Source organism: Streptococcus hillyeri (genome assembly GCF_003686955.1).
GTDB classification, from domain to species: domain Bacteria; phylum Bacillota; class Bacilli; order Lactobacillales; family Streptococcaceae; genus Streptococcus; species Streptococcus hillyeri.
In genome coordinates this window covers 1-423 of the sequence record NZ_RCVM01000063.1, presented here as the reverse complement: position 1 = coordinate 423, position 423 = coordinate 1, and the positions used below count along the sequence as shown (strand labels likewise).

Annotated in this window: 1 protein-coding gene; it reads left to right on the top strand. The window is 32.9% G+C overall.

All coding sequences use genetic code 11. The features are described from left to right. A partial coding sequence (locus EAF07_RS10460) for an ABC transporter permease (protein WP_142925613.1) occupies positions 1-364 on the top strand: 364 nt, incomplete at its 5' end. Positions 365-423: the final 59 nt, after the last annotated feature.

Below are 423 nucleotides of genomic sequence, written 5' to 3'. Positions count from 1 at the left end.
ATACATAAGAGCAGAGATGATAGAGGTATTAAGTTCAGACTATATTTTATTAGCGAGAGCTAAAGGTAATTCGACAATGCGTGTACTTTTTGGACATGCACTTAGAAATGCTTTAATTCCAATTATTACAATTATCGTTCCCATGTTAGCAAGTATTTTAACAGGCACTTTAACAATTGAAAATATTTTTGGGGTTCCTGGATTAGGGGATCAATTCGTACGTTCAATTACAACAAATGATTTCTCAGTAATCATGGCAATCACACTATTATTTAGCACACTGTTTATCGTTTCTATTTTTATTGTAGATATTTTGTACGGTGTGATAGATCCACGAATTCGTGTTCAAGGAGGTAAAAAATAATGGCTGAAAATAAAAACAATTTGTCGATTAACGACGATCATTCTAATGCAGCTATGACG